A 25296-nucleotide genomic window follows, 5' to 3' on the forward strand; every position below is an offset into this window, starting at 1 on the left:
TAAAGCTATGAACTTTCTAGGCTAGGCGGTCATGGCCAAGGCTCCCTCGTCCTTCTTGTGCATTCGTAGCCGGTGCGCTAATGACCAGCGAGGGAGCGATAACCATGATTGAATCACTAGCGCTTCTTTCAGTCTGGGCGGCTGGTGTTTTCATCCACAGTCTACTTTCCAAAAACGTCTGGCATGTAGCAATGATGGGTGCCATCACGGCTGCTTTAGTTACTGTGTCGGTCGGCGTCGACGCGGGTTTGCAACAAGGCCTTGAGACCGGAGCGATACTCTTCGCCGGAGAGACGGCGTTCTTACTGTCTCTGCTGTATCGCCTTAGAAATAGACCAGTGAAGATTCAGGAGGAGATGCGCTGATGTCTGCGTCTGAAACGATCACGCCAGCGACCACAGTCAAAAATACAATTTTGCTGTCAGTTTGCATTAGCGTGGGTTTCGCACTGATAACAGAGTATGCCGGCATAGATGTACCACTCCCAATAGATCTCCAGTCATTTCTTGATGAGCAACAAAATGAAGCAGAAACTCTCTCAGACAGCGATGGCTTTAACACCGCCTTTATCTTCGGTGATTTTTTGCGAATCACACAAGCCATCATTTATGCGGTCTTCCAGCAATATCTACCCGGAGTTCTAGAGATGTTAGGGTTCAACCCAACATTTGTGATGGGCATGCGTGTCATCGGATTCCTTTATGGCGCCTGGACAGTCTACTATCTGGTATCTGGGAGGATGATGTAAATGTCCAACGTATCTGCCGCAACCAAAGCAGCCCTCTCATCCAGCCCTCTGGCAGGCGTGCTCGGTCTCTCCAAACCGACGACCGCCATCTCTACGCCTGCGCAGGCGGCAGCAGCATTTGGCGCACCGGCGCCAAGGTCTGGAGGCGGAAGCTCGGGACCTGCTGTGTCATCGCCAAGCGTCAGCAGCCCATCTGGTGGCGGTTCGGGCAACACGCAGGCGCAGGCCACAAATGCCGCCTACGCACAGTTCAAGGCAAAGACCATCGCAGACGCGGGCGGCAAAGCAACAGCATTCACAATATCTCCGTCAGACCGGGCCCTACTGGAAGCGACGCCGACAGGTAAGGACCTGCTGGCAAAGGCAGAAGCCGCCAACCCTTCAGTAGTTTCAAAGACCAGCACACAGCCCGTCACCGTCGACCAGACACGAGTCGCAACGGAATATGCAAAGCTGAAGGCGCAGACCATAGTTGACGCAGCCGCCAAAGGAGAGGCGTCAGCTTTCATGCTCTCCGATCATGATAGAGAACTCTTGACAAAAGCCGCCTACAGCGGACAGGGAGACCAGCTAGTTTACAGAGACCTACTGACAAAGGCGCTCACAGCAGAGCGTGCGCCGCTTGTTGAGGCAAGCAAGAAGGGCTTTGCCGAGTTCGCTCTGGGTTCGGCTGACGCCTCAAAACAGGCAGAACAATTGCTCGAAGCCTACAACAAGTCGCCTGCGATCATGACTGACACGGGCAAGCCGGTAGATGTTGGGACATCCGCCGACCGCGCGGCTCTTGCCGTGTCACTTGCAAAAGAGTTCTATCCGCAGTACGTCCAGACCATGACGAGCAGGAATTGGGGCGTCTACATGACAGAGCAGGACCTTGCGCGGGGCATCCTTGCTACTGCTCTGAGTACAGACAAGGACCTTGACAGAGCTCTGGCAGGGAACTCGTATTACTCTGGCGGCATTTCCTTCAACATCGGGGCATCGCAGTCAGTGGCAAAATACAAGGACTACCTTGTAGAGCAATCGACACCCAAGCCCGAACCCGTCAAGGCCATGACCCCACAAGAGTCGACGGCATACATCGACAAGCTGCTGGAAGGTGTCCCGACCGTCAAAGAGACGCAAGCAGAGGCGTCAAGGCAAGAGGCGCTTGAAAAGAAAGCAGAGCAGCAGGTACGGTATGAGGCGTTCCAGGAGGCAAGCAAAGAGGCACAAAAGGAAGCACTTGCTTCGGGTTCGCCAGTCACTATTACCACGGAAAGGATTGCCGAGAAGGCCGCAGAGCTCGTATCGCCTGGAGGCAAGTATGAAGCTGGCGTCCCTGTCGTCGACGACAAGGCGGCCGCCGATGCGCTCAACATGAACTACGCCGGCATGAAGGCAGGAGCCATCGTTGAGGGTGCCAAGGCCGGCACAGGCTCCGCATTCACACTTTCAGACGCCGATGTCAAGGCACTTGAAAAAGGCGGGGTGTCGACAGAAATTGCCAAAGATGTCCAGGCGCTTCCAGAGCAGATGAAGGATTACAACGTCGCGGCGGGCAAGGTCGAAAAGATGCTGGCCTCCGCCGCACAGGGCCAGTCACCTACCATCCAGCTCACAGATCAGGACGTCAAGTCTCTTGAAGCGGTTGGCTTTGAGGGCCTGCAAGACAAGACTGGCCTCGTAGTCGCCAAGCCGAGCGAGATAAACAGCTACGTCGACTATCTCACTGGCAAAGGCGCGGCAGACGACGCATACTGGCAGCCGAGCAGGGGAGTGGGCTTGCAGCCCAAGTCACCGTTCGTTTACGAGGTGCTAGGCCCAAGAGGAGAAATCTTGAAGGGCAGCACCGCCATAGTGGAGTATGAAAGACCTGACCCTACGAACCCTTGGAAAACTATCAAGGTCTACAAGGCTCCCCCGTACGGCCCGCAACCTAAAGCGGTTGAACAAGGTCCGAAGGTCCCTGACCCTTCAGGCAACGTCGTCGCTGACCTGATTGCCGGCGGTAGGGCACCACTCGAAAATCTGTTCAAGCAGGTGGGCGAGATAGGCAGCGGCATTGGTCTGGGCTTTGAGGCTATCGGTGAGATAGCCGCCGGGAAAGGACCTGCTGAAAGTAGAGCAGCACAAAAAGTGGGAGAGCTCGAGTCTCCAAAGTACGGTTATGACGTTGAAATGGAGCTGGTCTCAACAGGGGTCAAAGGCGCGTCGGACCTAATTCAAAAGGGTGAGACAGATGTTGGCGTGAATGACTTCGGGAAATTATCTGAAGCATTCATGAAGAATCCTTTCTATGTGGCTGGCAACGTCGCCGCATCGGCGGTCACTTGGGTCGGTCCGCAAGCCGTGACAAAGGGTATCAAGCTCGCTAGGACCGGCGCCTCTGTCGTCAAGCCCTTGCGCGTCTATGAATCTGAAAGACTCGCAGCCACGGCGGCCAAGCCACTTGGCATTGAGGAGCCAGGCATCCAAGCGTTAAGGCAGGACACACCACTTGCGGCAGGACCCTTCGGCTATTTCCTTCGACCCGCGGGCCCGGCAAGTGGCAGGATAATTTATCCAGAGCTGCAAGTCGTCGGTGATGCTGCCAAGCTCGGGATAGGTAAAACGCCAATCAAGATCCCGACGTCACCGGAGAGCGTCATCATCCGTTCCGGCGTCGACCCTGCGGCTCAGGAGATAGGTGTTATCCTGCCAAAAACACAGGAGATTAAGATGGTCACCGCCCCTCTCACTGAGGAGGAAAAGATACTACTGCGTGGCCTTGAGCCTCCGAAGATTGGCATAGGCCCTCCTGCCCCGCGCAAGTTGCAGGCTGGAGAAATTGCCGCCACGAAAATCGAGGAGGTGTACGGCGAAGGCTTTACTGGCGCAAAGGCAGGGGAGATCCTGGGCACCAACGTGAAGGTCTCAACGCTGGCCGAGGATATTAAGCTGATTCAGGAATCATCGTCTTTTGAGGTGGACCTTCCGAAGCTCGGCAAGGTTGGTATCGACCTCGTCGAGAAGGCGCCTGAACACATCATCCGTGGCAGCAAACTTGTCAAGTATCAGGGCAAGGACCCCGTAGCGTCCATCATCACTTACTCGCAACCATCGGTGAGCCAAGCCGCCAAAGTCGGAGCCAAACGCGCCGAGCAGATTCGGAAGGCTAACGAGGCCCTCGAGCAGATCTCGAAACTGCCAGCACCCAAAACTGTGCCAAAGGTGCAGGAGCGCGGCCTTGCCGCAATAGTCCAGCAGCTCGAAAAAGATGCAGCAAAGGCACCCGACCTTAGCGTGCTGAAGTCAAGCAAAACGGCGGAGTCGACAACCAAGGCCGCAGAAGCGGCAGCCTCAGCGATGCTTGGGGCCGGCGCAGCCGTTGCACGTGGGCTAGGTCACGGCGGTGCGACGGGAGCCGAAAGACTGCACGGCGGTACTAGCACTTTTGATTATGGTTATGACGTCGTGCGTTATCCTCCTGGCGTCGAAATGCCCGAGATGGCAAAGAGTATCTTGGACCTGAGCCGCTTTAGGGTAGACCTGCCGCTGATGTCGAAGCCGGGAATCAAGGTCAACTTGTCGGACCTGTACGGCTTGAAAACGGTGCCGACTGAAAGGGAGGACATTGCTGACTTGCTTGGCCTCAGCCGGCTACTTGACACGAGTACTCGCCTCGACGAAGGAACGAGGCTTGACACTGGTCTGCGAGATTTGACAGCCACAAAACAAGATACAAAATTAGAGCTCGAATTTGGCAGAACGACTGTTACCATCCCCCGACCCGACATACCTCCATGGCGAATACCAAGGCCCCGCCCACTGCTGACCGACAAGAAACGAGTGCGTAAAGGAGACTATGAATCTGAACTCATAACTCCCGGCTTGAAAGAATGGATGCTTTTATCACTGGAAAGTATTGTCGGGGGTGGACCGGGACGACTAGAAGGTTACGGTTCCGGAGCACCAGATTTCAACAATTTCATGTTTGGCGGCAAGAAAGGAAGGGGCCGCAGACGATGATGGACCCACGCCAACACCTTTACGGAGTGATTGCGAATGCATTCAACTTTTGCGAGCGCAACTTCAAAGGAGAATACAAAATCATCGTGATGAATTATGTTATGTGGCGGTGCATCAAGATTCACAATGCCGTGTGGAAGGATAATCTTCCAGAGCGTCAGTACGCTGTCATGGGAAATTAGCCATAAAGCTATTAGCCGGAGTAATCTTCTATCTGCCGTGGTAGGTCCCTTTGCGTGGGCCGCAATCGCCGCCGTAGTGGCAATCTTGGGAGTGTACGCGGTGTATCTTTATCAGAATCCATACGTGCTTAACCCTCCAACCACTGACCAGATTGCGCTTGCCATTCATGAGAGAGTGAATGAGGAAAGAGAGAAGGCTGGCCGCCCCGTCTTGGTGTGGGACCCGACGTTAGCGACGGTGGCCCAAGGCTGGTCCGACGAGATGGCAACGCGCAACATTTTCCAGCATCATGATCCTAACACGCAGTGGGCGCACGAGCATCGTTATGCAAAGGCCGGCTACTATTGCGAAGCAAGCGCTGAGAATCTTTTTTGGCATGGCGAAACAGGCCCCATAAGCTCTGAGCGGCTAGCGAAAGAAGTTGTGCAAGGTTGGATGGAAAGCACCGAGGGCCACAAGGAGAATATCCTCTTCCCATTTGCGCGTGAGGGCATCGGCGTTGCATTCAACGATGAACGCGGGTACTACGTCACACAGAACTTTTGCTAACAAGGACAAGGAGTAACAGCTTTAGCTAGGTAGTTTCTCCACAATGTGTGAGCGTCAACCTCATCATTCGGACTATCGCCGCGTTGATGGCCGTTGGCATGGGGATCTACATTGCATTGCCGATGATGCACGGCATGAAGATTGGCCAAGACTGGAGCAACGTTCCAGATGAAGGCATTGTAGTCCGGGACGGAGTCTACACAGTATTTCTGATGCTCGCCGTGCCGTTGCTTGGCATCGTTTTCCTTTGGGGATTTATCGCGTCAGGGAGGAAGGACGGCCAAGAAGCATGGTAATGATAGCAGAGCTGCAAGTAATCTTCTCCCTCATCACACTCGTAGGACTTGAAGGCACTTGCATTGAGACAGCAACATGCTCCTTGAATCCGGATGGACAGGGCGTTTTGGGATGGCTTCAGCAACCCATCTTGCTGACCCTGGGAGATTTTGCGTTCCCCCTGGTCTGGGGTCTCGTAGTCGGCATTTACTATCGCAGGACCGGCAACATGATGTATGCAGGATTTATGGGGGTCTTTTTGATGGCAGCGATGAACGCGGGCAATGCGATCCTGGTAGCGCAGCGAGCCTTCTACATCGGCTGGATAATGCTGGCAGTGGCAATCGGGTTCACTCTCTACGTTGTATGGAAAGTGCGTCTCCATAATCCCGCGGCCTGACTTCATCTTTAAAGCTAGGATTACCAAACGTGAATAGGCATGGAGCTCCGAAAGAATGAGTCGATCTTCAGGGTAGGTGCATGGAACCTTGCCTACTGGAAGGCGCCGTGGCTTCTAAAGGCGCTTGGCGGCACAGCCACCATTGAACAGATTGCAGAGCAGGCCCGCAAGGATTATCCAGGAACAGACTTTACAAAGAGTCTCTTGCCTGCTCTCAAACGTCTGTCCCGGGGAGACCTTGTCAACCGAAAACCGATTGCGCGTCTGAACTACGACAAGTCTTGGACGCTTCTTGAAGAACCATCTATCGATGGCAAGTGCCACACATGCAAGCGATAGCTCGAAGAGGGGCATCTTTGCCACAGACTTTCAAAATGGAATGGTACCGCACACCGTCATGTTCTATGCGCAATGGATGTCGGTGTTCTTAACATGACCAAAACCGACTACAAAATCTGGGCGGCTGGCCTGAAACGCGAACACGAGTTCTATGAGAGCTTGATGAAGGAAAGGCTGGCAGAGATCACGCAATTTACCAAGACCTCTGTGAGACTTGGTCGCGGGCTGGTAAGTGCGATACCGCACGATTATCGTCGGCTCAACAGAATAGCAAGAGATGAAAGTAGTCTCAGAGAACTACGGGAGCATAAGACCTAAAGCTATCATCTTTCTAGCCTAGGACATGGGCCTATTCCGCAAGAAGCGCGAGGAGGACAAGGAGAAGGACGACATTGTTATCGAAAGCAGCGGCTCGACACACGAAGAGAAAGCAGGAGTTACCTATCGCTCACATCTAGACGATGCCGGCAACGTCACCAAAAGAGAAGTCTATGACAAACCGGCGCCGGCTCCAAAGGCGGAAGAGCCGGTCATCGACGAGGTCAAGTCGACTGCGACTGCAAAGGGGTTTGCGAAGGTCAGAGCACAGCTCGATAACGTCTCTGAAAAGCTCGGGGAGCGCTTTCGTCGACGGGAGCTGAGCGATGATTAACGTGCCGACGAGCTGAAGGCGCTAGAGTATAGAGCAAAAAAATCAGAGTTAAAAAACAGGATAGCTAGGGCCCGCAGTCAGAGGATAGCGGCGGGTGTACGCTCATTCACAGGCGGTCAAAGGGCAGCAAGAAGGCCGGCCAGTGTCGACCCGATGGCTTTTACGGGTTTGAGTACGGAAGCATGGTTCTTTGGCTCTGATGGCGCAGGCGGCGGGAGTGGCATGGCAGAGTTTAACCCTGCCGCATACGAGAACTTGTTCACATCCGGTTTTGGAGGTCCCGCGAAGAAGCCTCAGGGCGCGAGCCCTGTCGATATGGGCGGCGACTTTGCGAAGCAGATGCTAGGAAGCAGCGGAGGAAAGAAGCACTCTCCCAAAGAGGCCATGAGCGGCTCCGGTGGCTTTAGCATGGATGCATACAAAGAGATCATGTTGGCCGGCATGGGCGGTGGTGACGGCAAGAAAGGAAAGAAAGGATCTGACGACTTCATGAAGAGCTTTTATCATGGCTGACATGTCGCGTCGTTCAGGACTCAGTCCTACAAAGAAATTCTGGTTAAGGCTCAGGAAAACGCGAGCAAAGATGGTTTTTGGTCGATGTCCGTCGTGTTGGGCAATTGGCTATTTGGAAATGCGGGGCGATTTCGCATCTCCCCGGTATCGGTGTCTCCATTGCCGGCTATGGATTCCTTTTGAAGCATTCTAGCCTCCTTTTTGTGTTGTCGTTCAAGCCGCTTGTACTGTCGTTCATATTCGCGAACCCTTTCAAGGTTCCTTCGTCTATAGCGCCGTTTCTGTTCTAATATTGCATCGCGGTGTTCCTGCAGGTATCTTTTTGTGTATGCCTTGAACTCCTCCTTATGGGTCTCGCGCCAGCGGCGAGTGCGTTCTATTTCTTGCCCTCTGTGCGCCAAGTAGTACCGCCGTTTACTAGCAGCTATCTGCACCTTGTGCGATTCACGATAAACCCGGCTCTTTTTGGATTTCTCCTGCTTGTGCTCCTCGTACCAGCGACGCGACCTTTCAATGATTTCTTCCCTGTGTCCTTGATAATAGCGCCGCCAACACTCTCTTAACTTTTCATAGCGTGGGTCTTTCTCTACAATGAAATTGGCGAGCTGCATTCTTTCCTTGATGCTCATTCTGACGCGTCCGCCGCAGCAGGCACATCGGCCTCGCTTGTCAACATCGACACGCTTCCCACAGCCGACGTTGCAACGATATGTCCCGCGAGCAGATGTCCGACACAGGTCCCTGCAGGCCACGCTTCGCTAATGGAAGGCGTTGCTAATAGCTTTTTACTCAAGAATTTGATTTCAGCTTTAGGTCGAGCAGTGTCTTCAGATCCTCTATGAGCTTGTCAAACGTCTTAACACGCTCACTTTCTTCAATGCTACTCTCGCTCATTACGTAGCTGCCGTCAGTATCGACTTCTACAATAGCTCGCCCTTTTTTGGCAGGGGTCTTTATCGATAGCGTTCCATCTTCATCAGGTGTCACAAAGAATACCTTGATGTTCTTGGTGACAGGTCCTGCTAGTAACTTTAGCTTCCAATAGCCTGTTTGCGCAATTCTCTCCCGAAGTGTGACCTTAACCGATAACACTGCCAGTACGCTGGAGTCTGTGGGGTCGAAAACTATGATGTCTACGTCAGGAAGATGCATTCCATGAGAACCATAGTCGATAACTAGGTTGCGTTTCACTTTATCGAGGCTGTGAGAAAGATTGGAATTGCGTTCCAATGTGTGGCCCTGGACAAGCTCCAAGCCCAATTCGCGAATCTCCCTATCCAGAATGTAGACAATCAGCTTTTCAAGATTCTTGCCCTTGAAAGCCCTCCAGGATTGCTCGTGGTCATCTCCATCGAAATGCTTCTTATGCAGTAGTTTTGCTTCCTTCAGAATCCCTGAAATATATCGATAAGTCTGGGTGCCATGTTTTTCTCGTTTCCTTTCATACAATCGAACTAGGTCGTCAAAAGTGAAAGGCACTAGGCTTTCTCCATTATTATGATGTATTCTGTCGGATAGGCCATCCTGTCAGCGGCGGCGGTTCTGGCAAACTTGCCAGTCTTTTCATCCCGGGTTAGCGGCAGAATCTTGCTTGGGATTGGGCGCTTGATTATCTGGTGTTTCTTGAACCCTATGTGTTCCATTCCTTCGATAAAGACCTCTCCGTTTCTGATTTTCACCTTCTTCAGGTCCGTATCTCCTATTACGATGGCTGCCCTGCCGCCTTTCTTGAGAACTCTGTGCATCTCTTCAAAGCATTGTTGCATTTCAAAGAAGTAGCGTTCGGCACCGGTGGCCTCTCTTCTATCTTTGTCCCGCAGTTCCTTTATTGTTTCCTTTGCAATGGAGCTGTACAGATCAAGCTCTCCATCTTCCTTTTGTATTGAGCCTATGAATTTCGCTCTAAATTCCTTCAAGCTGTCAACATATCCAAGCCACAATCCGGTCAACTGGTGTAGGTCAGCATATTCATAGGACGTTACATAAGGAGGACTCGTAACAACTAGCTGTGCTGAATCGTTTGCTAAAGCCAGATTCCTCGCATCTCTGCCGTCAACTGTACATTCGATTTCTTGGTTGCGGATAGCGCTCCAGAACTCTTCATTCCTCTTGACCATCCTCTTTGTCTGCAACAAAAAGCTCTGGTATGGGGGCGCTGGCACCTTGTGCTTGTCTATGGTAGGCTTGACAGACTTCATCATCCATCTTGAGCATCCCTTCAGAATGTTTGAGAAAGAGCAGAGTAGAAAAGCCTGCACATCTTCATCGTTGACAGCCATGATCCTTCCAAGAATGAGAGCTAGGTCGTGCTTTTGTTTCTCGGGGAACCAATAATCGATTCTGGAATGGGCCGGCAAATGCACATCAAAGCTTTCAGAAGTAAGGAGCGCCTGACCTTCCTGTTTCACTATGGCCGCCTTCAGATACTCAAAGACAGCACCGACTTCCCGCTTCAGCTTTTCGGGCTCGATGGCAGTCGTTTTTGCTGTGGAAATCAACACGGCCACGGGATTGACATCGGTTCCATAAGCCCTGCGACCGTTCACTATGGCTTCCACCAGGGTGGTTCCTGAACCCATGAAGGGGTCGCAAACTAGGTCCCCCGGCTGCGTATTCTCCCTGATGACCCTTGCTGCAAGCTGTGGGATAAACTTGGCAGGGTACCGGTGATAACCATGCGTAAGATAGGAAGTTTCTGTTCTTGTGGCGTCCTTGAACGACCAGGAATCGTCGACTTCCAGAGACAGCACACCGACCTTGCTAGAACTCAACTATAACAGTTTTTTGTTTGTTACTGTCGTCATTAATAATAGGCTCACCTTGGCAATCGCGGAAACCGCTTTCTCAACTTCCGGTAAGTGCACTCAATAATGTCTCGTTCCACCGTGCTGAATACCATATAGTTCATCCAAGTTGACATCACAGTCCAGCCTCCCTTCAGGACTAGTAGGTTATAGTAACGTTCATGGTATTCCTCCCAGGAGATCTCTCCCCTGATGTATGCAAAGAAATCAAAGCCGGCGTCGTACATTCCATAATCAAGCGCACTTGTCACAAACGTTATCGCTACAGTGCCTCCCACATTGGCAAAGGCAATGGCCCCAACCATGGCCATTCCGCCTATCAAGATGGCTTTGGGATAGCGGTATCGCATCTTGATGATGTCCTTGTAGTAAAAGTAGAACAGAAACATTGAAACAGCCATTATGGCGGCCAGTATCAACGGGTTGATGATCGGACTGACCAAGGGGGCCATTTCAGATGGTCCGAGGTGGGAGAATGCAAGAGGTGCTATTATCAATCCCGCAAGGCTAAAGGGCATACTCTTCTGTCGAAGGTCCTGGGGCCTTCTACGGAGCAGAGCCAGTACGAGAGAAACGACCTCGAACACCTTCTCTATGTAGGTCTCTCAGCCATATCCCTTTCGGATGCCTTTTTGTAGAGGACTTTTATAGTAATATTCACTATCGTGGTGGCGCCTGAAATGTTCTCGTGTCAAACTAAGAATCCTTTTATTATACTAGGTTGAAACTTCCATTGTGGTAACTGGTTCTGACATGGCTGCGGAGTATGACGAGGTAGTAAAAAAGGCACAACAGCAACCTGGCATAGCAGAACTGATGAAGGCGTATGGCAGATACGACGAGCTCGTGAAACGAGCTAATGCATATTTGTCTAGGCCCGGCACGAAAGTTATAATATCTACATCCAACTCATCCTCACAGTAGCAGGATGAAGTTAACCTAATGCCTACCTGGGGCGAGATAATAGAAGAGCTCCAGCAGGTTGCGAGCAGAGAAAACATAATCCCTTTTGACAGCGTTCGCAAGAAATACCTTGCCAAGCTGCAGCAAAAGACGGGCAGAAACGTTATTCTGTACGCAACAAAGTGGATGCAAACAGACGTCAACGTAGACCCTAACAGCCTGAGTATAACCTTCGAGGACCTGCAAGGGTTGATGGAGGTGATCCATGGCCTAAACGGCGGGGCACTGGACCTTATAGTGCACAGCCCCGGCGGTTTGGCAGAGGCCACGGAAGCAATGGTCTCTTATCTTAGGACAAAGTTTCAGAATATCCGGGTCATCATCCCACAGGCCGCAATGTCTGCTGCCACCATGCTCGCTTGTTCTGCAAACTCGATTGTGATGGGCAAGCATTCCTTTCTGGGCCCTATTGACCCGCAGATGATGGTACTCACTAAATTGGGGCCAAAAGCCGTGCCGGCGCATGACATTCTAAAGCAATTCCAGCTTGCCAGAACTGAATGCCGAGATCCTGCTAACCTCGGCTCTTGGATGCCCATTCTGGAACAGTACGGGCCTGCTTTGCTGGTAGAATGTGATAACGCTATACAGCTGTCTGAGAGCCTTGTCTCTGAATGGCTTTCCAACTACATGTTTTTGGGTGCTGGAGATGCAGAAGAAAAAGCGAAAAGGATCGCGCAATATCTGTCGAACCATGACAATTTCAGGACTCACTCAAGGCCCATTAGCAGAACTAAAGCCAGAGAACTTGGGCTTTACATAGAAGACTTAGAGAGAGACCAAGAATTTCAGGACCTTGTATTGTCTATTTACCATGCTACAACTCACACCTTCAACGGCACCAATGCCCTCAAAATCATTGAAAATCACCGAGGTAAGGCGTTCATGAAAACAATGAACTTGCCGCCTCCCCCGGTTCAGCCACCTGAACCTGCTGGTCAGGGAAGGTCGTGATAAGAGCCGGTCGCTATCCTAGCAGTATCGTCGAGTGATGTCTAAGGTTTGTTCTTGACCATCCAGTCTACCAACTGGTAGAACCTACGTGCCTGCATGATAAAGATCAGAAGATAGCCGTGCATTTCTTCCCTTGTCATTCTTTTCCCGGTCGGGTGGCCAGATTCATTCCTTTGGTAGCGGATCAAAGTGAAGATGCCCTGAATCTGGGTTTCCAGTGCATCCTGCAATTCATCTGGAAAGTGTTTCTTGAAATCATTCACCACCTTCATTGTCAGGTCAAACTTCTCCTTTGTACTCCCACGCTCTTTGATTTTCTCTAGCTTCGCTTTGTCAGGACCAGTTGTGTAATTGTGAAGGGCCTCGAAGAATCTGTCAAAGGTGGCCTCAGAAGCAACTCCGAGCATCACAGAAGCGGCCAACAAATTGTTGTTTCTAAAGCATTGTAGACTCTCTTCTAGATACATGAGTACGATTGGGTCCGGATTAGGGACTTTATCTTTGAATTGCCTTATGTAACCCTCCGGGTCGTGGGGATTGGGATCTCCTTTCAGAACCGACTCCCCATATTCTGTAATTGTGAACCATGGCGAGTCCCATTCGGAATGAATGTTCAACCCCCAAGCTAGTATTCCTTCATTGAAGAGATGCGATACAGCCGTCAAAACCCTGCGCCCATTCGTTGGATGTCGCATTCGGGCATTTCGGGCTTCGCCGTTCGGTGAATCAATCCGGCCTTTCTCGGCAGCTATTATCTGAATTGTCGTATAGAGGTTTGCAAGCTGCGAGCCCCCACCTTCATTTGGTCTCGCATGCAATATTCGGTTAAGGGCCTCGAAAGCGAAGGTTCTGATCTCGCTGATCTCGAAGATTGGTTCCACGCGTGACAATTAATTTCCGTTTTCATATGGAACCTAATAAAACTATAGAACATTTGCCCTGCATTTCGATTGGGCGATAGGGTTGAAGCGCGCAGGTTCCTAGCTTGGCAGTTTGATTATTGCATCGCCAGGAGGAAGGTCCCTCACATACTCCCATCCATCCATTATGTGAGTGCGAACTTCCTCAAGGGGTACAACCTTCTGAGTATTGCCGTTCAGGCCAAGATTCCTTTTTGTTTTTTCCTGAAAGAGCTTGTTGATCTGGGCGGGTGTCAGCGATGAAAGGTCACCCATTGCATCTATCTCCTGCGCGGAATAGCCGGCCATCTCGAGGAACTGACGGTTCCACTGCGCTCTTATCAAATCCTGCGACATTACTTCTCGCTTTGTTGTCGTTACCAGATGCTTCTCGGCCGCTTTGGCGAATGCCTCTCGCATCTGCTCGATAAGGTCCTCAGGCAACTTCTTCTTGTTTAAAGTATAGACGTGCTCGATGTCTCCTTTATGACCCATCCAGAATACGCGCCAGTCCTCGATGATTATCCTGTCTCCCTCCGCCATCATCATTCTTGTATCAAAGTAGGTCCGAAGGATGTATGGCCGCCAGTCAAAACCGGCCTTCCTTATGGCAGTTCTCATAGAGTCTCCGATGTTCGTAGTCCTGATGTGGCCTGGATGCTTGTTATACTTGATCGAGTTAACGATTGGTGACTCTGGCTTTATCTTCTCTCCTCGTCGGAGGCGAAGCTCCAGGAGCTCCCTGATGTACTGGCATCCTTCGTCGGGCATGAATGTGATATACTGGTGTCCTGCCTTTGACAGATTCTCGCGTACCATAACAAGAGTAGGAATCTTCTCGAACTCTACAGTCTTTTTCTTGTGGTTTACCTTCATTTCTGGCAGGTCCCGGACTTGCAGGCCATCATCCCCTAGGTAGTTCCCGACGACCTCTGGCCTCAACCCTGCAAAGCCAACAAGAGTACATTCGACCTTCTGCTTCTGGTCCGCTGCGTTGAGGACCCTTCTAACCTGATCGGGGGTAGGGGATTGCTCGTCTGAGACCTTTGTCGAAGACTTGCTCTTTGGCAGTTTGAATTTTTGAATGATTTGAATCTGATTATGGAAGAACCACGATTTTAGAGACTTGACATAATCCTGCATGTAGGTTGGTTGCTTTCCTTCTTTCTCTAGCGCAGAAAGCACATCGTAGATGAGATCTGCGGCCTCTTTTGCAGTCATGGTCGCCATCTTTGCCGTTGTCGTGTTAAAGACTCTGCAAACATATCCGACGCGCTGAAGGCTTTTGTCGGCATTTGCCGGACTAGAGCGCTTTAGATTGTTGTACCAGCGCTCAAGATTCTTGTCTTCAGCAAGCAAGCCCTTGTAGTTGTATCGTTCCCCAGACACGGCTAGATGTCATAAAAGGGCCAAATAGATAAGGGTTCTGAATACATATAGGAGTGGACTGGGCGGGATTTGAACCCGCGACCTCTCGCTTGCGAAGCGAGCATTACTACCCCTGAACTACCAGCCCGGCAGGTCTGTCGTTGCTGGCGCCCGAATATAAAACATCGGAGCGATAAAATCATAAGCACAAGCCATCCAGCTGTAGCGGGATGCAAAACTCGTGCGACGTGCTGGTAACAAACGCCCAGGCAGTCGTCCCGAAGGCGGGCGTCGTCGAGACAAACATCCTGATAGAGGACGGCAGGATAAAGGCGCTAGAAAAGTCGGCAGAAAACGTGCAGGCGTCAAGGAGGATAAACGCAGCCGGCAGGTACGTCCTGCCCGGCGCAATTGACCCGCACGTGCACTATGGCGTCTACACGCCGATAGAAGAGGCCGCAAGGACAGAGTCGCGCTCTGCAGCTGTCGGCGGCGTGACTACGATGGTGCGCATGCTCCGGCTTTATGACGACAGCTACCGCGCAATTGAAAAGCAGCTGCAGGCAAGCAAGGGATCACACTACATCGACTACGCCATACACGCGTCGATACTGAAAAAGGAGCAGGTAAAGGACATCCCCTACCTGAAAAGCATCGGCGTCAATTCTCTAAAGATATACATGAACCTCGGCGCGGACCTGAACCACATCTACATGGACCTTGACCCCGGCGAGCACAGGGTCAAGGACGGCGAGGTGAACATGGACGACAGCCTGCTCTCGTCTATTGTTAAGCAGGGAGCCCGCGCGCACTCGACTGTTCTTGTCCACGCGGAGGACCCGGCGGTATGCGCCGAGCACATCAGGCGCGGCAGGGAAACGAAAATGTCGGGACTGAAGGCGTGGTCCGACTGCAGGCCGCCTTCGTCAGAGGCTGCAAGCGTCGCCAAGATTTCTGAGATTGGTCGAAAATTCGGCGCCAGCCTGTATTTCGTCCACATCGGATCAAACGCCGCAATTGACGCAATACTGAACGAGCGCCAGAAAGGAAAAGCAAACTATTACATCGAGACCTGCCCGCAGTACCTGACCCACACGTTTGACTTTGACAGTTTAAAAGGCAAGGTGGTCCCGCCCATCCGCTCAAAAAGCGACGTGCAGAGCGTGTGGTCTGCACTCAGAAACGGCGTGATTGACACAATCGGCACGGACCACGTCGCAAACAGGCTCGATATGAAGATGGGCGACGGCGACCTCTGGTCCGCGCTTGCAGGCTTTCCCGGCATAGCGACGATGATTCCGGTGCTTTTGCACCACGGCGTCAACCAGGACAGGATAGGGATAGAGCGCGTCGCAGAGCTGACAAGCTACAACACTGCAAGGATACTTGGCATGTACCCCAAAAAGGGCGCGATTCAGCCGGGCTCCGACGCCGACCTTGTGATAGTCGACATGGATCTTGAGCAAAAGGTGACGCCGGAATTGCTGCAGTCATATTCAGACTATACGATTTACGACGGGCAGAAGATGAAGGGCTGGCCGGTCCTGACGATGGTGCGCGGAAAAGTCGTGATGGAAGACGGAAAGGTAGCAGGCGACGCGCTGGGCCACGGCCAGTTTGTAAAAAGGCCGGCCTAGACACCGACCGGATGTATCTTCCTGAATGCTTAATAGAATAATTTTCGGACAACGTGCCTGATGAAAAAAGAGGTTGTAGAGAAGTTTGCAGCCCTCATAACGGCGGCTTTTGGCCTTGTTGCGGCGCTAGCGTGGAACAGCGCCATCCAGGAAGTGTTCAAGGTCTTTTTCGGCTAGAGCAGCGGGCTGTGGGCGATGATAACCTACGCCGTGGTGGTGACGATAATCGCGGTGTTTGTGACGCTGTGGATTGGAAAGGTCTCTAGCAAGGTCGCAGGACCGGCTGACGAGACCAAGTCCTAGGGCTTGACTATTTCAAAGGTCCCGTCGGCCTGCGCCCTGTAGTAGGCGTCGGCGCGCCGGGTGAACAGCCCCACTTCCATGACGCCGGCGATGCTTTTCAGCTCTACTTCCATGCGCGGCACGTCGGCGATTGAAGCAAAGGTAGTGTCAAGTATCACGTTGCCGTTTTCCGTGATAAACGGGTAGCCCTTGTCAAGGGTGCGAAGCACTGGCTTGCCTCCCACGCTCGACAGTTTTTTGGCGACAGACACGCGGGCAAGCGGGTGCACCTCTATCGGGACGGACCTTGAGAACGACTTGACAAACTTGGAAGAATCTGCCGCGATTACTACTGTCTTTGCGGAGCTTATCAGGATCTTTTCGCGCAATAGCGCGCCGCCCCCGCCCTTTATCATGTAATAGCTTGCGTCTATCTGGTCGGCGCCGTCAAACACGACGTCGATGTCAGGTATACGGCCCTCGTCGGCAAACCGAAGGCCGCTCTTTTCAGCTTCTGCCTTTATCTGGAGCGAGGTGGGTATGCACGCAAGCGAGTCCTTGAACCCGAGGCTTGCCATCTCCCTGACGATTACTGCCGCGGTGCTGCCGCTGCCAAGGCCGATAACCTGGCCGGGCTTGACAAATTTTTCGACGGCGTCCTTTGCGAGCTTGCTAATCGCGTCCTGTAAAGACACAGGAAACCGCAAGCAGCATTTGGTATAAAAAGCTAGAACCTGCGCGTCTTTCTCAGGTCAAAGCGCGCCGGCCCGTTTATGCCCGGGTTCAGGTACCTGCTTGACAGATATTTTGCGATGTCATTTGCAAGGTCGGCCTTTTTGTTCATCCGAGAGACGCTTGCAGAAAGGTCAGTGACGCCCTGCTGCAGGTCGTCGCTTCCCAAAACGTCGCAGAACATGGCAGTAGGCGAGCACACTGCCTGGATCCCGGTCCCCTTCTTTGTCCACTTTAACATGCCGATGTCGGTGTCTATGGATTTTTCCCACGACGGGTCGCTTTCGACAAGCCAGCGCGGAATCCGGTTCTGGTTCTGCATCGCATTACGCATGCAGCGTATGCCATTTATTGTTTTTGTTACGACAGAATATATAGCGCGGGTATCGCTAGACTTGCAAGATGGCAAAACGCGACAAGAGGACGCATGCGTACAGCGCGCAGAGGTCCGGCAGCAAAAAGTACGCCAAGGCAGAAAGGCGCAAGCGCCACAAGCCAAGGTAAGAGCTATAATTTTCAGCCTTTGCATCAGTGGCTGGAATTTCTTGCAGGTTTAGCGCGCTGACTGCGTGCATTTTCCACCGCGGTTCGCGGAATTCGGCCTGGCGGGTACTGGTAAGTTATCGGCTCATGCATGCGAATTTCGTCACTGTTAACTGTCGGCGCACGGTGCGAAAAAGTTACTGTCTGAGATTCGCCTAATGTAACAATGTTCTTAAACTAGTCTCTGGGATTAAGCTGAAAGTGTCTGCATCGCCGAAAGTGGAGATTATCAGGCAATATCACATATACGAAATTATGGATTCTTGTGTGATGAAAGTCCAAGTTAAACTTACCATGTTAATTCCTGCCAAAACACAATTCTATATCTATCCATTTAGGAAATATTTGCCGCATCTAAATGCTCGACTACAAGACGGTACTGAATTACCAATCTTGCCATATACTGAACTTTCTAGATTGCTTGGACGCAACATTACGTTAGATGAAATAAAGAAAATTGCTACTGATTTGACCAAAGGTGTGATAGAAGAAGAAGTTTTGGCGTCTGAAAACTTTGCTTTGATAATTCTGCCGTACCGAGAATCAGACTACTATGAAGAATTAGAATTGAATTGGAAAGAACCAATAGGGCATAAACAATCTAATGATATTCTCACTCTCGATGTGCCACTAAATAGGCAATTCTCTCCAACAGAAGAATCTAGTCTTTATGTAGAAATAAAAGTTAGCGAAAAATATGAACTGACAGAATTACCGACCACTTTTTCACTTGATGATGAGCACCCAGAGACTATAGGCATTGACAACCCGCGCTTCATTTATCCACTTAGAAGATTAGAGGACACGAAAGATTACGAAGTAATTCTCAAGGACAAAAGGAACTATGTTTTGCGTTTTGGTCGAAAGTTTCCCCAAACTATTCAGATTCAGTACAAGGTGGGTGTCCCACTTATGGTCAGAAATTGGGCATGGTTTGGAATACTTGCGGGCGGGTTGCTGATACCGTTTAACTTGTATATCTTCGTAGCAGTTATAGAGAGCTTCAAATTTTCTGCGGCATTAACGGCAGGAATTGTTGCGGCTATGATCGGTCTTAGGATTATCCTCTTCCACGATGTTGAATTAATGGCTAGATGGAATTGGGTATATATTGCTCTAATTTCGGCTAACTTGCTAATTCTCGTAGGATTAGCTGTGCAATGTACTAGTCAATGTTTCTAGAGCTATCCTAGAGAGTTTGACGACCTCGTACAATTATATCCATGAACCTTAATGGAAAAGATGTATGGGTCTGCCTGTTCCAAAGTTTGAGCTTAAAGATAAGGATGATTGTACAAAAGTCATCAAAGCTTCTATGGGCAATATGCTCGCTGTCGGTTATTCGATTAACCGACAGATAGGTAAGGAAATGCGCAGCCATTAGTTTAGATCGACACTCGCATTCTGAATCACTGTCATCCACTTGTTTCTACCCTCAATCTTGATGTTCGCCGCTTCCGCCGGTGTCTGACCACCTAGCCCCTCATGCGGTCTGAAATAATTGTGGTATAACTGATAGCCTTTCAGCACGGCAGTGTCCTGCTTTTTCAGTCCGCGCATGACCTTTTCCCTGTCTCTGACTTCCCCGTTCATTCTTTCCATCTTGTTGTTGTTCATGTCCCCCGCAATGTGGATGTGCCTAATGTGGCTAGTTCTTGGCGGAACCTTTGACCAGAACTCCTTAAGATATGCTTCATGAAAGTTGTGTGCGCCGTCGCTTATCAGCATGTCAGGCTTTTTGCCTGCTACTTCTTTGCCCTCTTTGAACAGTGGCCTGACATCTTGCGTGTATTTCGTATCTGCTATCTGCTGCGCTATCCAGAACCTAGTTTCATCATCCATGAGAGCATAAAGATACTTTGTATTCCCTTTCACTTTTAGGTAGAGCTCGTCAGTACGCCAGGTGCCGGATACTTGCGGAGTTATCTGATCCAAGTATTCCTGCATCAAAGTTACATACTTGCCAATCCACTTGTACACAGAAACGTGGCTGATTTTTATGCCCTGCAAGTGCAGAAACTTTTGCACGTTTCTTAGGCTTTCGCCGCTAAAGTATAGCTGCATGGCTGTCGTTATCATCTGAGGGGATGCGTGCATCTTTTCAAAGCCTATGTTGAGAGTAAACCAGAACTTACATTCTTTACAGAAATAACGCTGAATTGTGCCAGATTTGTTCTTGCGGACGCCATGACGTACAACCCGTTCAGACTTGCATCGCGGGCAATTGCCAATAGGTACAGGCGCGATAACAATCTGGCTTTCCACCTTTTTGCGTATTGTCAGGGAAAACTCTACCGCATGGATGTGCTTGCATTTCTGGCTGCGGTATGTGTGGTCGGGGCAGGAGCAACCCCATCCAAATTCGCTTGAAATAACCTCATAGTCTCCCTTTCCTGACTGTGACTTTACACGGTAAGAATATTCGTTGACGCGCTGAATTGCACCTTCGAGCCTGGCTATTTCCTGACCTTTTATCTGTCGTTCATTCTGCGCTTGCATTAGGCACCTAATACTACAAACAACTTAGCTATAAACCTTTAGGTGCCTAATTATAGTTAGGTGCCTATGTTTATTAGGAACCGGTGTGTTCTTTAGAATATATGAAGCTACAGAAGCGCTTCAACCGCAAGGTAGGCAATAAAGAGTATAACAAATGGGTTTTAGTCCTACCTCAGGATGAGGTTGAAAAACTTGGATGGAAAGAGGGTGTTGAACTTGAACCAAATATCAAGGATGGTAAATTAGTCCTTACACCAAAAGGAAAGGAAAAGAGAGATTCTAAATCTGGTGCTGCATCCGCTTATTGATGGTTTCACGAACAAGCCTCTTTATTATTTCCTCAATTGGCTCGCTGTTATAGTATGAGTCAGATTTCTTAAGCTTATCCGTCACCGATCGCCCAACCATTATTCTCTCACTCTCTAGTCTCCTAACTTCGATATATCTTCTTTCTTAATTTTACCTTTTAAGACCTGTGGTATCAGATTCTTGTCAATATAGTCTAGAACCGAAACAAGCTCAGTTCGGATCGTTTGAACTACCTCAGGAGGCAATTCCTGATATTCGTTCTTGACTACGCCGACTCTGGTTTCACCGCCACAGTTGGGATCAATCTGTTTCACCTCATCTATTGCGTAGATTGCCATTGGGATTGCCTCGTCAACTGTTATCTTATCATGGTAGTAATTTTTTAAGATGTATTCTGCATAGGCCGCACCGCTTCCAATCGTAGCGTAGTCTTGAGTAGGTTCAACCAAACCTGCAGAATGGAGAACTGAAAGGTAATGATTTTGCTTACCATCTGCACAAGGGCAGATCCCGCCACATAGAAGAATCGGCTGGAAAAAGTCTCTCTCACTACCATCTTCGAGTTCCCTTGCTCTGTCTAGGTTGTACCGCTTATGCGCCGCAGTTAAGGTTTTCTCGATTATGTCTGTTATGATAATGTCTGTTAACTCATCCTTACTCGCTTCTTCTTGAGCCTGTCGCATTGCTAACCTGATTAGCTCGACGGCTCGTACTATGTGTGCTACTGCACCTGCTCCTGCAACCGCGAATTTGCCGTTGAGTGGGTGTATTTTAGTCACATTCAGCCTTTTGACTGAAACACCCCTATCAAATTCGGATTGCGTATCTGTCGCAATCACGACACCATCAACACAGCGTATTCCTACAACAATAGTCATACCGGTCGGTTTTAGGTGCCTATTACAGCTATTTAAGTACTTCATAAATAGAGGGCTGTGAATAACTGCTCTCTCACTATTTTGTCAACCTGAATCGCTCGATAAAGCTATGACCCGTCCCAGAGGATTGGCATTGGTAACATGCAAATACCAAGGGACGGCCATAGCAGAGGAGTTATCCACTCCTGTCACGGGGAACCAAGCGTAGTAAATAAGGACCGCGCTAACAACAAACCAAAACCGGTCAGGGAGGACGCGTTTCCTTCCGAGCTGGTGTTCCAAAAGACAGACCTTTCATTTGTAGACAGGATAGTAGACCCTGACAGAGAGAAGAGGTCTGGCCCCAAAGGCTACCGCCCAAGCTCTATCTTTATGGCACTGCTGCTCATGTACCTGCAAAGCATGGACAGCGTACTTGCATTGGTACGCTTCCTCAACACACACCCACAGTGGCTGGTAACACTTGACCTGAGAAAGGCGGTACGTGGAAATATACAGTACAAGGTGCCTGACAGGACTACCTTTTACAAGTTTGCAGAGAGGCTTGGGCGTGAAAAGATGCTGGACATATTCATCTCCATGGTTGTCCAGCTGATACAGCTCGGCATAATCAAGGGAGATAAGGTTAGCCTTGATTGCTCCATAATATGGGCTTGGTTCAAGGACTGCAAGTGGAGCAACAGCCCCAGGCATGACAAAAAGAAATGCAGGCGCAACAAGAGCAGGGACAAAGACGCTTCATGGACGTGGGACAGCCACAGGGAAAAGTTCGTCTACGGCTACAAGGTTCACATAATGATAGATTCGGCGTCCGGACTGCCGGTTATGATTACAGTAACTACTGCCGCCTACGGCGAGAACAGGACTGTTTCGTGGTTTGTAAGGATGGTATTGCGGCTTGGCGTCAGTGTCAGCAAGTTCCTTGCAGACGCAGGATACGACAGTAACGAGACGAGGCTGAAGATAATCCGGAGGCTCAAAGCAGTCCCTTTCATACCACTCAATACAAGGAACGCTTCGGGCTCTACCATTGAAGAAAAGAAGGCCAGAAGGAAGGAACTGTGCCTGAAGTTCTATGTAAAGAATCTCGTCAGGAATTTCTGGGTAGACCCTGATTCTGAAGAGTTTGATAGGGAGTTTGATGCAAGGACGTTTTCGGAGCAAGGGTTCTCTGTCGGGAAAGGCTCCCTGAATCTTGACTCCTTGAAACATGTGGGAATAGAGTGGGCTACGCTGCACTCCGTGTGTATCTGTATGGTGATGTTACTGGTGGCAAAAACGGCTGTAGAAATAGGAAGGCCGGACTTGAGTAGGTGTGTAAAATGCTTCCAAGGATAGTTATTCACAGCCCTCTAAATATCATATGAAAAATCTATAGATTTCTTGCCCCGAGAGGTGTGCGCCGACAGTTAACAGTGACGAAATTCGCATGCATGAGCCGATAACTTACCAGTACCGCCTGGCGTAATATTTATATATTAGAATAAAATATAAATATAGGCCTACAAAGGGAACAGGAATTTTGGTGGAGAGAAATTGGTAAAAGACATTTCCGTGTTTGGCGACCGCTGCCCGCGTTGCGGCAGGGGTTCGATGGTGACAGACAACTCGAGCGGTGAGATGTTTTGCGGTAACTGTGGATTCGTCGTCAGCGAGAGGATAGAGGAGCTCGGCCCGGAATGGCGTGCCTTCTCAAAGGAAGAGCACGAGGACAGGAGCAGGGCAGGCATCCCCACGTCGCTTGCAATGCACGACATGGGCCTTGCTACTATCATAGGTCCAGTCGACAAGGACGCGTCGGGCAAGCCGCTCTCTGCTTCCATGAAGAGCACAATTGAGAGGCTCAGGACGTGGGACAGCAGGAGCCAGGTGCACGAGCCGGTGGACCGCAACTTCCGCCAGGCTTTCTCTGAGCTTGACAGGCTCAAGGACAAGCTGGCAGTCGGCGACGCGGTCATCGAAAAGGCAGCCTACGTGTACAGGAAGGCACTTGAGAAGGGCCTGGTCCGCGGCCGGTCGATATCCGCGCTTGTCGCAGCCGCGCTGTACGCGGCGTGCCGCGACACAGAGACTCCAAGGACGCTTAAAGACATCGCAAACGCAAGCAACATCAAGAAGAAGGACGTCGCAAGGTGCTACCGTCTGCTCATCCGCGAGCTGGACCTGAAGATGCCAGTGGTTGACCCAGTGAAATGTGTCGCAAGGATTGCAAGCAAGGCAGGGCTGTCTGAGAAAACCAAGCGCAAGGCGCTTGACATCCTGAAAAAGGCAGAAGAGGGCAAGATCTCTGCAGGCAAGGACCCGATGGGGCTTGCAGCAGCCGCGCTTTACGTCGCGTGCGTCATGAACGGAGAGAACAAGACGCAGAAGGACGTGGCCGAGGCAGCAGGCGTCACCGAGGTAACCATCAGGAACCGCTACAAGGGCCTAAAGACGCACCTCAAGCTCTGAGGGCGTCCACAAACTTTTTCCTTTCTTGAACCAGCTCTCTTAGTGCCTTTAGCGAGTCTGAAGGCGCGCTGTTGTTTTTCAGTTCCGACTCGATTATGCCAAGGTATGTAACAATGTCCGCGTCTATCGACAGAAGCCGGTCCAGCCTGTCCTGCCTCACGTTGCCGTTTGGCGTAAGCACGTCGGTATAGCCTTCAGACAGTTCGGCAGGCAGGATTTTGATGATATCATCATCCAGATATTCCAGAATTGCGCGGACCTTGGGCCTCAGGTTGCGGTTTGTGGTCCGGGCTAGCGCCCTCATCTCGACGTAGCTTGACCTGCCGGTGTCCACGCCTTTTTGCACAATGGACGCAATCCTGACAGTCTCACCGAGGTTGCCTTCCAGCTTGCGCCGTCGCCGGACGTTGTTCCTGTGCACTGTCAAGCTGAAGCGCCGGCCGGCTTAAATGCCTTGTCGAATAATATTACTGAACCTCTATAGCTGCTTCGTTAAACCCAAGCTTGACCAGGTAGTTCTTGACGTCGTCGCGGTGGTCGCCCTGCAGCATGATAAAGCCGTCCTTTGCCGTGCCGCCGCACGCAAAGGTGCTCTTCAGGTCCTTGACAATTTTCTGCATGTCGGACAGCTTGGGGTTTATGCCTTCAATCAGCGTCGTGGTCTTGGAAAATCTTCTGGTTTCAAGGCGGACTACGACTCGGGCTTCTTCCTTGTCGAGCTCTCCGCAGGCGCAGAGGTCGTCAGGGAGACCGCATTTTTTGCAGATAACCGCCATCGAGTAACACGCTTTTCGCAATTCCTCTTATTAAGCCTTGTTGTGTCTCACGCACAGGTCGAAGAAGATATTTGCAGGCTCGTGCAACTCTGTAGCATGTCTGCTGAAGACGGCTCCAAGATAAAGAGCGCTGCGTCCATTCTGCTAAAGGGTGGCACGCTTGTGAGCGAGCAGTGCCCAAAATGCGGCGGCGTGCAGGTACGCTTTGGAGGCAAGACGACCTGCATCAACTGCGGCCAGGAAAGCAAGGAGGAAAAGCCGGCGCAAGCAGTAGCCGCCACTGATTCTGCGGCAGCAATCGAGCGCAGGATAAGCGCGCTTGCGGCAGAGCTTGCAGACGAAAAAGACCTTGCAATCCAGAAGCAGAAGGCAGACCTGCTTGAGACGTACCTCAGGATACTTGAAAAGATGAGGAGCCTGTCAGTCAGGTAGCGGCTTTGCAAAAAAAGTCCGCCTTAAAAGAACTAATTCTGCGCACGAGATTGTTTTTTGCCTCCTGCCATCATGCAAAATTGTATCATTTTTTCGTGCTCAAAATGTTACACAATGTA

General features: G+C 50.8%; 30 protein-coding genes, 1 tRNA gene and 1 pseudogene. 19 read left to right on the plus strand and 13 right to left on the minus strand.

The annotated features are described in order from the left end of the window. Positions 1-80: 80 nt before the first annotated feature. From HXY31_RS09610 to HXY31_RS09655, 10 genes are all read left to right on the plus strand, one after another. Positions 81-365, plus strand: coding sequence for a hypothetical protein (locus HXY31_RS09610; RefSeq protein ID WP_292642458.1), 285 nt, complete (start codon positions 81-83; stop codon positions 363-365). Beyond that, positions 365-748, plus strand: a complete 384-nt coding sequence (locus HXY31_RS09615) for a hypothetical protein (protein ID WP_292642459.1) — start codon at positions 365-367, stop codon at positions 746-748. The genes HXY31_RS09610 and HXY31_RS09615 overlap by 1 nt, the downstream gene beginning before the upstream one ends. Next, positions 749-4738: a hypothetical protein gene (locus HXY31_RS09620; RefSeq protein ID WP_292642461.1), complete on the plus strand. Its 3990-nt coding sequence runs from the start codon at positions 749-751 to the stop codon at positions 4736-4738. It abuts the gene before it with no gap. 219 nt (positions 4739-4957) lie between these two features. Next, entirely contained in the window at positions 4958-5470 is a 513-nt protein-coding gene (locus HXY31_RS09625; protein WP_292642463.1) for a CAP domain-containing protein, read from the plus strand. 47 nt (positions 5471-5517) lie between these two features. Next, on the plus strand, positions 5518-5766 hold the full coding sequence (locus HXY31_RS09630; protein WP_292642465.1) for a hypothetical protein: 249 nt from the start codon (positions 5518-5520) through the stop codon (positions 5764-5766). Next, a complete protein-coding gene (locus HXY31_RS09635) occupies positions 5760-6146 on the plus strand; it encodes a hypothetical protein (protein ID WP_292642467.1) in 387 nt (128 codons plus the stop codon). The genes HXY31_RS09630 and HXY31_RS09635 overlap by 7 nt, the downstream gene beginning before the upstream one ends. Positions 6147-6185: 39 nt before the next feature. Further along, positions 6186-6485, plus strand: a complete 300-nt coding sequence (locus HXY31_RS09640) for a hypothetical protein (RefSeq protein ID WP_292642469.1) — start codon at positions 6186-6188, stop codon at positions 6483-6485. Positions 6486-6578: 93 nt separating this feature from the next. Further along, positions 6579-6803, plus strand: a complete 225-nt coding sequence (locus tag HXY31_RS09645) for a hypothetical protein (protein WP_292642471.1) — start codon at positions 6579-6581, stop codon at positions 6801-6803. Between the two features lie 25 nt (positions 6804-6828). Next, entirely contained in the window at positions 6829-7137 is a 309-nt protein-coding gene (locus HXY31_RS09650; protein WP_292642473.1) for a hypothetical protein, read from the plus strand. A 222-nt stretch (positions 7138-7359) separates the two neighbouring features. Then, positions 7360-7650: a hypothetical protein gene (locus tag HXY31_RS09655; RefSeq protein ID WP_292642475.1), complete on the plus strand. Its 291-nt coding sequence runs from the start codon at positions 7360-7362 to the stop codon at positions 7648-7650. A gap of 50 nt (positions 7651-7700) precedes the next feature. On the opposite strand, the gene HXY31_RS09660 is transcribed toward HXY31_RS09655, so the two are convergent. From HXY31_RS09660 to HXY31_RS09675, 4 genes are all read right to left on the minus strand, one after another. Then, a complete protein-coding gene (locus HXY31_RS09660) occupies positions 7701-8279 on the minus strand; it encodes a hypothetical protein (protein WP_292642477.1) in 579 nt (192 codons plus the stop codon). A gap of 160 nt (positions 8280-8439) precedes the next feature. Further along, positions 8440-9099 (minus strand): BsaWI family type II restriction enzyme, encoded by a 660-nt coding sequence (locus HXY31_RS09665; protein WP_292642479.1) that lies wholly within the window; start codon positions 9097-9099, stop codon positions 8440-8442. 29 nt (positions 9100-9128) lie between these two features. Beyond that, a complete protein-coding gene (locus HXY31_RS09670) occupies positions 9129-10400 on the minus strand; it encodes a DNA methyltransferase (protein WP_292642481.1) in 1272 nt (423 codons plus the stop codon). Positions 10401-10465: 65 nt separating this feature from the next. After that, complete coding sequence (locus tag HXY31_RS09675) at positions 10466-11041, minus strand: hypothetical protein (protein ID WP_292642483.1); 576 nt, start codon at positions 11039-11041, stop codon at positions 10466-10468. A gap of 148 nt (positions 11042-11189) precedes the next feature. Between HXY31_RS09675 and HXY31_RS09680 the strand changes: the two genes are divergently transcribed. Together HXY31_RS09680 and HXY31_RS09685 are read left to right on the plus strand one after the other, a co-directional pair. Further along, positions 11190-11378 (plus strand): hypothetical protein, encoded by a 189-nt coding sequence (locus tag HXY31_RS09680; protein ID WP_292642485.1) that lies wholly within the window; start codon positions 11190-11192, stop codon positions 11376-11378. An 18-nt stretch (positions 11379-11396) separates the two neighbouring features. Beyond that, positions 11397-12371, plus strand: a complete 975-nt coding sequence (locus tag HXY31_RS09685; protein WP_292642487.1) for a hypothetical protein — start codon at positions 11397-11399, stop codon at positions 12369-12371. 41 nt (positions 12372-12412) lie between these two features. Here HXY31_RS09685 and HXY31_RS09690 read toward each other — a convergent pair whose 3' ends face one another. The 3 genes from HXY31_RS09690 to HXY31_RS09700 form a co-directional block, all read right to left on the minus strand. Further along, positions 12413-13261 (minus strand): hypothetical protein, encoded by an 849-nt coding sequence (locus tag HXY31_RS09690; RefSeq protein ID WP_292642489.1) that lies wholly within the window; start codon positions 13259-13261, stop codon positions 12413-12415. Between the two features lie 90 nt (positions 13262-13351). After that, on the minus strand, positions 13352-14659 hold the full coding sequence (locus HXY31_RS09695; RefSeq protein ID WP_292642491.1) for a hypothetical protein: 1308 nt from the start codon (positions 14657-14659) through the stop codon (positions 13352-13354). A 54-nt stretch (positions 14660-14713) separates the two neighbouring features. Further along, positions 14714-14786: transfer RNA gene (locus tag HXY31_RS09700), tRNA-Ala, on the minus strand. An 82-nt stretch (positions 14787-14868) separates the two neighbouring features. On the opposite strand from HXY31_RS09700, the gene HXY31_RS09705 reads away from it, so the two are divergent. After that, positions 14869-16275: an amidohydrolase family protein gene (locus HXY31_RS09705; protein WP_292642493.1), complete on the plus strand. Its 1407-nt coding sequence runs from the start codon at positions 14869-14871 to the stop codon at positions 16273-16275. Between the two features lie 60 nt (positions 16276-16335). After that, positions 16336-16578: pseudogene (locus HXY31_RS09710) on the plus strand (DUF5654 family protein). Here the strand turns inward: HXY31_RS09710 and rpiA are convergent. Continuing rightward, entirely contained in the window at positions 16575-17252 is a 678-nt protein-coding gene (gene rpiA, locus HXY31_RS09715) for a ribose 5-phosphate isomerase A (protein ID WP_292642495.1), read from the minus strand. The pseudogene HXY31_RS09710 and the gene rpiA sit on opposite strands and share 4 nt — an antisense overlap. A gap of 32 nt (positions 17253-17284) precedes the next feature. Continuing rightward, positions 17285-17611, minus strand: coding sequence for a hypothetical protein (locus tag HXY31_RS09720; protein WP_292642497.1), 327 nt, complete (start codon positions 17609-17611; stop codon positions 17285-17287). A 422-nt stretch (positions 17612-18033) separates the two neighbouring features. Here HXY31_RS09720 and HXY31_RS09725 point away from each other — a divergent pair, with 422 nt between their 5' ends. Further along, entirely contained in the window at positions 18034-19014 is a 981-nt protein-coding gene (locus HXY31_RS09725; protein ID WP_292642499.1) for a hypothetical protein, read from the plus strand. A gap of 198 nt (positions 19015-19212) precedes the next feature. On the opposite strand, the gene HXY31_RS09730 is transcribed toward HXY31_RS09725, so the two are convergent. Next, positions 19213-20331: a DDE-type integrase/transposase/recombinase gene (locus HXY31_RS09730; RefSeq protein ID WP_292642501.1), complete on the minus strand. Its 1119-nt coding sequence runs from the start codon at positions 20329-20331 to the stop codon at positions 19213-19215. 101 nt (positions 20332-20432) lie between these two features. Between HXY31_RS09730 and HXY31_RS09735 the strand changes: the two genes are divergently transcribed. Continuing rightward, on the plus strand, positions 20433-20639 hold the full coding sequence (locus tag HXY31_RS09735; RefSeq protein WP_292642502.1) for an AbrB/MazE/SpoVT family DNA-binding domain-containing protein: 207 nt from the start codon (positions 20433-20435) through the stop codon (positions 20637-20639). Between the two features lie 114 nt (positions 20640-20753). Here HXY31_RS09735 and HXY31_RS09740 read toward each other — a convergent pair whose 3' ends face one another. Beyond that, positions 20754-21518 carry a hypothetical protein gene (locus HXY31_RS09740; RefSeq protein WP_292642504.1) on the minus strand — a complete coding sequence of 255 codons (765 nt, stop codon included), beginning with the start codon at positions 21516-21518 and terminating at the stop codon, positions 20754-20756. A 141-nt stretch (positions 21519-21659) separates the two neighbouring features. On the opposite strand from HXY31_RS09740, the gene HXY31_RS09745 reads away from it, so the two are divergent. Further along, positions 21660-22856, plus strand: coding sequence for a transposase (locus tag HXY31_RS09745; protein WP_292642506.1), 1197 nt, complete (start codon positions 21660-21662; stop codon positions 22854-22856). 198 nt (positions 22857-23054) lie between these two features. Then, positions 23055-23969 carry a transcription initiation factor IIB gene (locus tag HXY31_RS09750; protein ID WP_292642508.1) on the plus strand — a complete coding sequence of 305 codons (915 nt, stop codon included), beginning with the start codon at positions 23055-23057 and terminating at the stop codon, positions 23967-23969. On the opposite strand, the gene HXY31_RS09755 is transcribed toward HXY31_RS09750, so the two are convergent. Together HXY31_RS09755 and HXY31_RS09760 are read right to left on the minus strand one after the other, a co-directional pair. Continuing rightward, positions 23959-24390, minus strand: coding sequence for a hypothetical protein (locus tag HXY31_RS09755; RefSeq protein ID WP_292642510.1), 432 nt, complete (start codon positions 24388-24390; stop codon positions 23959-23961). The two genes, HXY31_RS09750 and HXY31_RS09755, sit on opposite strands and share 11 nt — an antisense overlap. Positions 24391-24436: 46 nt before the next feature. Beyond that, entirely contained in the window at positions 24437-24745 is a 309-nt protein-coding gene (locus tag HXY31_RS09760; protein ID WP_292642512.1) for a translation initiation factor, read from the minus strand. A gap of 96 nt (positions 24746-24841) precedes the next feature. On the opposite strand from HXY31_RS09760, the gene HXY31_RS09765 reads away from it, so the two are divergent. Next, entirely contained in the window at positions 24842-25177 is a 336-nt protein-coding gene (locus HXY31_RS09765; protein WP_292642513.1) for an Sjogren's syndrome/scleroderma autoantigen 1 family protein, read from the plus strand. The last annotated feature ends 119 nt before the right edge of the window (positions 25178-25296 follow it).

It is taken from the genome of Nitrososphaera sp. (assembly GCF_013388945.1).
Taxonomy (GTDB): Archaea; Thermoproteota; Nitrososphaeria; order Nitrososphaerales; family Nitrososphaeraceae; genus Nitrososphaera.